Origin of the sequence: Tersicoccus sp. Bi-70, assembly GCF_001968825.1 — a bacterium.
In the GTDB taxonomy this organism is placed as follows: domain Bacteria; phylum Actinomycetota; class Actinomycetes; order Actinomycetales; family Micrococcaceae; genus Tersicoccus.
Genome location: NZ_MIEU01000011.1, coordinates 549,058 through 556,029 on the forward strand (window position 1 = coordinate 549,058; position 6,972 = coordinate 556,029).

The 6,972-nt window shown below is 65.5% G+C and carries 5 protein-coding genes and 2 pseudogenes; 2 read left to right on the top strand and 5 right to left on the bottom strand.

Features of this window, described 5'->3' with window-relative positions; translation table 11 throughout:
- Nucleotides 1–193: 193 nt before the first annotated feature.
- From BGP79_RS09145 to BGP79_RS09160, 4 genes and pseudogenes are all read right to left on the bottom strand, one after another.
- Nucleotides 194–1,237: an NAD(P)-dependent alcohol dehydrogenase gene (locus tag BGP79_RS09145; RefSeq protein ID WP_076694680.1), complete on the bottom strand. Its 1,044-nt coding sequence runs from the start codon at nt 1,235–1,237 to the stop codon at nt 194–196.
- Nucleotides 1,238–1,362: 125 nt separating this feature from the next.
- Nucleotides 1,363–2,016 carry a TetR family transcriptional regulator gene (locus tag BGP79_RS09150; RefSeq protein ID WP_083701753.1) on the bottom strand — a complete coding sequence of 218 codons (654 nt, stop codon included), beginning with the start codon at nt 2,014–2,016 and terminating at the stop codon, nt 1,363–1,365.
- Nucleotides 2,017–2,434: 418 nt separating this feature from the next.
- Nucleotides 2,435–3,760 (bottom strand): annotated as a pseudogene (locus BGP79_RS09155) (ISL3 family transposase).
- Between the two features lie 628 nt (nt 3,761–4,388).
- Entirely contained in the window at nt 4,389–4,700 is a 312-nt protein-coding gene (locus BGP79_RS09160; RefSeq protein ID WP_014909223.1) for a putative quinol monooxygenase, read from the bottom strand.
- A gap of 108 nt (nt 4,701–4,808) precedes the next feature.
- Between BGP79_RS09160 and BGP79_RS09165 the strand changes: the two genes are divergently transcribed.
- On the top strand, nt 4,809–5,750 hold the full coding sequence (locus tag BGP79_RS09165; protein WP_076694684.1) for a GlxA family transcriptional regulator: 942 nt from the start codon (nt 4,809–4,811) through the stop codon (nt 5,748–5,750).
- Between the two features lie 185 nt (nt 5,751–5,935).
- Here BGP79_RS09165 and BGP79_RS09170 read toward each other — a convergent pair whose 3' ends face one another.
- Complete coding sequence (locus tag BGP79_RS09170; RefSeq protein ID WP_233121303.1) at nt 5,936–6,400, bottom strand: hypothetical protein; 465 nt, start codon at nt 6,398–6,400, stop codon at nt 5,936–5,938.
- A 206-nt stretch (nt 6,401–6,606) separates the two neighbouring features.
- Between BGP79_RS09170 and BGP79_RS09175 the strand changes: the two are divergent.
- A pseudogene (locus BGP79_RS09175) lies at nt 6,607–6,972 on the top strand (DNA polymerase V subunit UmuC); the annotation flags it as partial.

Here is a 6,972-nt window from a genome sequence, read left to right on the forward strand (position 1 = left end):
TGAGGATCGTGCTCGACTCGGAGCGCGCAAGCGGAGCAATCGGCTCAATCTTTCGACACGTCGAGCGATACGGTGCACGTCCGCGGGAATGATCAGTTCCGCTTGCGTCAACGATTCCCGATCGTGGTGGCGAGGACGATGCCCCAGCTTGTTGTTCTCTCGTGGGAGGGGCATCGTCCTGGCCGTTGGGCGCTCAGCCCTTCGAGGAGGGCGCTCCCGGGACCAGCACGGCCCGTCCGGGGATCTGACCGGTGGCGAGGCGTTCGAACACTTCGTTGATTTCCGAAAGTGGGTGTCGTTCAATTGCCGATACCAGTCGCCCAGAGCGGGCTAGCGCGAGTACCTCCTCGAGTTCATTCCGGGTACCCCAGTTGCTCGTCGTCATCGCTGCTTCGGCGGCGAAGCGGAAGAACGAGAACGGGAAGCTGCCGCCCGCGAGCCCGACGAGCACAAAGATACCGAGCCGGTCCACCGCTCCAGCGCCAAGGGCCAAGGTCGTGTCGATTCCGACAAAGTCAAGAACAGCCGCTACCCCGTCCCGGCCGGCGGCAGTGCGAATCTGTTCCGCGGCATCAGTATCTCGGGGGTCGACGGTGACGTCGGCTCCGAGCTCGCGTGCGGCCTGGCGCTTCTTCTCGTCGGTGTCGACAACAATCACCTTTGCCGGGGAGAGCAGTTTCAGGAACTGGACCCCGTACTGGCCGAGCCCTCCAGCGCCGATCAAGACCGCGCTAGTGCCGGGCACGAGGTGGGGCAGTGCCTTCTTGACCGCCGAGTAAGGCGTAAGGGCTGCATCGGTGAGAGCGGCTGCTTCTACGGGGTCGAGTCCGTCTGCCGGAAGCAAATGCCGCACGGACGGCACGACCATGTACTCCGCATACCCGCCTGCTGGACCCATGCCGCCCCACAGGAATGTGTTGCAGAGCTGTTCCTTGCCTCCCAGGCAGAAACGGCAGTGACCGCAGCCCCAGCCGCCGAACACGACGACGGCGTCGCCGACCTCGAACCCGTTGCCTTCTGCGCCGGGACCGAAGGACTCGATCCAGCCTGCATTCTCATGACCCAAGGTGTGGGGGAAAGCGACACCCGGAATCTCGCCGGACTTGACGTGCAGGTCGGAGTGGCATGCCCCGGATCCACCGATTCGTATCAGGACCTCCCCAGGCCCAGGTTCTGGAGTCGGGATGTCCTCGATAACGAAATTCGACCCTACTTCGTTCAGTCGTGCTGCTTTCATGAATGTGCTTCCTTTTCTGTTCACAGATATGCCATTAGCGGGCTTCGTGGGGGATGATGGTTTGCGGTCGCCTGGTTGCCTTGCGATCGCAGGAGGCGACTCGTCGAAGCGCCAGTGTTGTTCGATCAGGGCGTTGAGTTCGCACCTCCCATCGACGTCAGGTTCGCGTGGCGAGGCGGGCTGCTCACCTCGGGGAGGCGGCGCGGGGTGGCAACGAGAGGTCCCGACGTGAATTGTGCGAGGGTCCGCACGTAAGCGATCTCCGGATCAGCGCCCGCTGTGACCATGTCCTCGAGGGCGATCCGAATCGAACTCGCCACGGCTGCGGCAGCCGCGCGCGCGGCGACAGAGTCCGCCGCCAACCCGAGCCGGGGAGCCAACACGGGCGCGACCGACAGCTCACCGTCATGAACCCTTTTCATGAACACCGACCACATCTCCGAGTTGCGAAACACGAGGGGAAACAGCTGCAAAGTGCGCTCGGCCGATTCGCTCAGCAAGCTTGCCCGGAACGCGAGGCGCAGCACCTCCGTCAAGGCGATGTCTGGATCCATTTCGACGATCACCGCGTTGAAACGTCGAATGCACCAGTCGAACACTGGCCCAACCGACTCAGCCTTGACCGAGAAGTACCGATGAAACGTTCGCTGCGAAATGCCGATCTCGCTCGCGATCTCTGTGATCGTCAGGTCCATGGTGCCGCGGATGACGAACAGTGCGCAGCATTGTTCCGATGCGCGAAGGCGCGCGCCCTCTCGCGGCTCGATTTCGCACTCCATCACGGGGGTGACGCTACACCTGCCTGGCAGAAACTGCCACGGCCTATCTAGGCGCGAAGTTTCCCTCGCTGGAGGTTCCACCCTGCAGCAGATCTCCAATCACATCCGGCCCTCAGTTCCCGCCGGCATTGCTGCCTTCGTGTCGTGGGGCGCAGATCTATGCACAGCCTCTTACTGCATCGGTGAGCAAGGATCTCGTTCACGAATATCGGGCTCGTGTGTCCGTCAGCGGATCACTCACGGGCGGGCTGCGCACGTTAAGACCTCGCTGCCTCTTCTTCAGCGACGGTCCCTACAGGTTCCGCGATCTTCACGACGATGTCTCGCACCGTTCCTCCGCCGTGCTGAACCCTCCACGAGGGGCAAGCGTCGGGCTCACCTGGTCGAGTTCTTCGAATGTCACGCCATGCATAGCGGCTCATCCCAATCGGGGGTGTAGGAGTTGGGGTCTGAAGCCGCGGTCTCGAGCAGGCTTCGGGCGATGTAGTTGGTCAGGTTGCGGAACCCGAGTGCGGAGCCGCGCAGGTGTTCGAGCCGTCCGTTGAGCGCCTCGGTCGGCCCGTTGCTGGTGCCGGGTCGTTCGAAGTAGGCGAGCATGTCAGCGGCTCGCTTCTTCAGGGTCCGGCCCAGGGTGGTGAGCTCGGTGAGCACCTTGGGGACGCCGGCGCTGAGGTCGGTGATCAGCTTCTCCATGAGCTCGCGGCCACGTTGCCGGTCCTCGTGGCGATAGGCGGCGATCATGCGCTGGCAGACACCCCAGGTCGCCTCGACCTCGACGTGAGCGTCATCAACGAACAGCGCGCGTAGCCTGTCGCTCTGCTTATCGGTGAGCAGGTCCGCGCCGGTGTGCAGCGTGCGCCGCGAGTTGTAGAGCGGGTCGTCCCTGAACCCACGGTGCCCGTGGATCGCGAGTTGGACCCGGCGCCGGCACCTGTCCAGGGCGTCACCGGCCAGGCGCACGACGTGGAAGGGATCCATCACCGTGACCGCGTCCGGGATCTCCTCTGCAGCGGCGGTCTTGAACCCGGTGAAGCCGTCCATCGCGACCACCTCGACCGCGTCACGGAAGGCGTCGTCGCGGTCGGCGAGCCAGGTCTTGAACGCCGCCTTCGACCGGCCCTTGACCATGTCCAGCAGCCTTGCTGGGCCGGCGCCATCGCGGACCGGGGTGAGGTCGATGATCGACGGTGACGTACTTGTCGCCACGCCTGGTGTGGCGCCAGACGTGCTCATCGACCCCAATGACCTTCACGCCCTCAAACCGCGTGGGGTCGCTGATCAGCAGCCGCTTGCCTTCAGCGAGGACCGCGTTGTTGGCGGTGTCCCACGCGACCCCGAGTCCCTCGGCGACACGGGCGACGGTGAGGTGTGCGACCACGATCCCTTCCAGCGCCCACCGCAGCCCGGTGCGCGAGAGCTTCGCGCGTGGCTCCGCCGCGGCGCTGGTGTCTTGGCGTCACACGTGTCCGCAGTCGGCACAGCGGTAGCGGCGCACTACAACTTACAGCACGGTCGGTCGCCAGCCCAGCGGCTCGTGGGCCAACCGCCGGATCACGGTGTCACGAGCAGCGCCTTCGCTGCCGCACCGTCGGCACCACTGATCTGGTTCGACCACGCGGCACGCGAGGACCGCACGATCCGGTTCAAGTCGTTGTCCGGTCACGCTCAGACCGAAGCCGTCGAGTCGAGCGAAGGCGGTCAGGTCAGGGCGGCCGAAGCCGGCCGGCGGGGTAGCGTCGGACACGTCGAGGTTTTTCGGATGGATGGCGTAGGAACCTCCATCGTCGGGAGATCTCGACGTCTATCTGCGGACCGACGCGCCCGGCCGACCTACACCGTCATCTGAGAAGACCCCTGAAACGTCTTCGACGACGACGGGACCGGCGAGGAGGGCGTGGTGATCTAAAGGAATGGAGCTTGCTCGGCTTCGACGCCGCCGCAAGCTCCGGTGAAACGGTCGGTACTGGTCGGTCGTCGTCGGTCACCACCGGATGGCGGCGTCCCCTACGCTCGGCGTTTGCGCAGGTCAGCGGCTCGTTCGCCCAGTGGGCGCATCAAGCGATAGACGCAAAGCCGACGTGATTAGGTCGTCGGTTCGATTCCGACAGGCGGCTCCGGCGAACAGCCCCTGACCTGCGCAAACGCAGGGCAGGGGCTGTTCGGTTCTGGTGGTCGCGCGAAGCGCTGGCCTCACGGCTCTGCCGACACCGACGTCGCTCTCCTCTGCGACGGACCTCTCGCCGGCTGAGCACTCGCGGCCGGCATCCTGTCCGTGTGCCGATAGGCCTCGCACCGCTCGGCAACGCAGCATGGCGTTACGTCGCCACCTGGCGACGGCTCGGCGGGGCGCGATCGTCTCGTGCGCTGGCGGACTACGGGAGCTTGGACGCGAGGACGTCGGCCGCCAGGATCTCGGGTGCTGCGCTGAGGAGGTGCTGGTTGGCCATCAGGGCTGCGACGATGGCGCCGTTGGCGTGGGCGTCGCGAGCGGCCTCGTCGGGGAATGCATCGAAGATCCAGAAGGTGTCGGCGTGGGTCCTGACCGCGAACCAGACAATCGTTCCTACTTCTTCGTTGGCGAGTGCGACAGCGCCGGCGAGCAGATCGGCAACCGCGTCGTGCTGTCCATCGGCCGCGACGATCTTGGCGACGAAGGCATACGGAAGTGATGCGGGTGTGGACATGAGGGACTCTCCTAGGTGTCGAGGTTTCTTGGTGAAGCGACCTCATCATATGACGAGCGAGGGCCGGTGGGGAGTGGCGTACACGGCAGTATTGCTATTGTTTACGTCATGCGTATCGGACTGATCGCAATCGACGGCTGCTTCGGTTCAGCCATCGCGTCGATCATCGACATCGTGCGGGTGGCCGACGGAGCCCGCGGCGATGTCGACCCGCGGATCGACCCGATCGAACTCGCCATCCTCGGACCGAAACGGCGAGTGACCACGACGGCATCGATGACCCTGTCGGTGGACCACCCGCTGTCGGAGTCCGGAGAGTTCGACGTGGTCGTCGTCCCTGCGCTTGGAACCCTTACGGCCGCCGCTACCAACGACGCCCTCCAGAGCCGAGATGCTCGTTCGGTCATCGCCTCGCTCGGGCGCCTCGACGAGGCGACCACCCGGATCGCCGCGGCGTGCACCGGCGTGTTCGCCGTCGCCGAGACCGGACGGATGCATCGTCGGCAGGCGACGACCAGCTGGTTCCTGGGGCCGGAGTTCCTGAAGCGCTATCCGACCGTCGCCCTCGATCTCGACACCATGGTCGTGGTCGACGGGAACCTCGTCACCGCCGGCGCCGCCTTCGCCCACATCGACCTCGCGCTCTCACTCGTGCGATCGATCAGTCCCGACCTGGCCCAACATGTCGCCAAGCTGCTCATCATCGACGAGCGCCCGTCGCAGGCGGCCTTCGTCGCCTACGAACATCTCCGGCACGAGGACCCGATCGTCGTCGAGTTCGAACGCTTCGTGCGCGCCCGCCTGGACGAACCGTTCAACGTCGCCTTCGTCGCGCAGTCGCTCGGCACCAGCCGGCGCACCCTCGAACGACGAGTCCGTGCGGCGCTCAACCTCACTCCGCTCGGCTTCGCCCAACGGCTTCGCATCGAACGAGCTCGGCACCTCTCAGCAACCACGGACCTCACCTCCGCCGAGATCGCGCTACGGGTCGGCTACGCGAACGCCGAGACTCTGCGCTCCCTCCTGCGCAGGGAGCGACGCCGTTCCTGACCTATCGCCATGCCTTAGAACCACCTCTCAGCACGTCGCGTCGACGCCCCTGCACGACCCACTCGACACGCCCGCAGCACAAGCCATGCGACGTGTCCCGGCTTCCCGGACGGTCGGGGTTGGGCAGCTGTGCAGTTTGCCGGCCAGAATCGCGGGTTACCCCCCCCGCGATTGGGAGACACGCCCTAGCTCTGGGCCTCTCCGAGGCGCGCTTCGGGCGTGAGCTCGGCGCGGAGACCGCCGCCGGTCGCAGCCCGGGCAAGAGCGCGACCCAGTGTAGGTGCCTGCTTGAACAAATTGTGACCGGCCACAAAAAGGACAGAGCCTGCCTCCCACACGGCCACGCCGTCCTCACTCCACGGGAGGTCGGTCACCCAGCAGTGAAGGAAGTCGCGCGGCTCTGGGTGGAGACCGGGCAGCGCCCGTGTCACGTATTCGCGTGCGCGTTCGTCCAGCGATCGAATCGCCGCCGGGTCGATGAAAGTTCCGTCGTCGCGGACGCCGACGGTGTCGCTGAGTCCGACCGAGTAGTTTCTGTTGCCCGGTAGCGGCGTCGCGTAGACGCCGACTTCGCCGAAGACGCCGCTACTGTCCTGCAGGCACGCGACTCGTGCCGGGGCGGCGGCTATCACGTCGAAGGTCAGCCTCATAGGCGTTGAGGAACGTCACCCCGCCTGCGAGATACAGCGACGACGCACCGTGCGGAATCCGACCCATCAGCACCCAATCCATCCGTGTAACGCTCTAATCATGCATTAAACGCGACATCAATGAGGCGGTGCAACTCAGCGTGCGGAAAGTCGCGGGGCACTCGAGCCGACCGATAGTGTTACCGACGCAGACGCCAGTACGAATCATGCATCTGACGCAATACCGCGGGGAATGGGGCATGATCGCCCGCTCGTCGAACTACGAGCTCTATGGCGACCTCTCCGCCCGCACCATGGAGCTGCTGGGCCGGTACGCCGCCTGGCAGGAGGTCTACTCGATCGACGAGAGCTTCCTGGACCTGGACGCCCGCCGCGGCACCTACACCGACCAGGGGCGGGTGATCCGCGCCGCCGTCGCCAGGCACACCGGGCTGCCCGTGTGCGTCGGCATTGGCCCGACCAAGACCCTGGCGAAGTTCGCGAACAGGGTGGCCAAGCAGAATGGCCATCTGGGTGGGGTGTGCGACGTCGAGGCGATGCCGGCCGGGCACGTGGACGCGATCATGGCCCGC

Bases quoted from the DNA above. Each gene is read 5' to 3' on its own strand.
- BGP79_RS09145 (WP_076694680.1), bottom strand. From the start codon at position 1,237: ATGAAAGCAGCACGACTGAACGAAGTAGGGTCGAATTTCGTTATCGAG.
- BGP79_RS09150 (WP_083701753.1), bottom strand. From the start codon at position 2,016: ATGGAGTGCGAAATCGAGCCGCGAGAGGGCGCGCGCCTTCGCGCATCG.
- BGP79_RS09160 (WP_014909223.1), bottom strand. From the start codon at position 4,700: ATGTCCACACCCGCATCACTTCCGTATGCCTTCGTCGCCAAGATCGTC.
- BGP79_RS09165 (WP_076694684.1), top strand. From the start codon at position 4,809: ATGCGTATCGGACTGATCGCAATCGACGGCTGCTTCGGTTCAGCCATC.
- BGP79_RS09170 (WP_233121303.1), bottom strand. From the start codon at position 6,400: ATGAGGCTGACCTTCGACGTGATAGCCGCCGCCCCGGCACGAGTCGCG.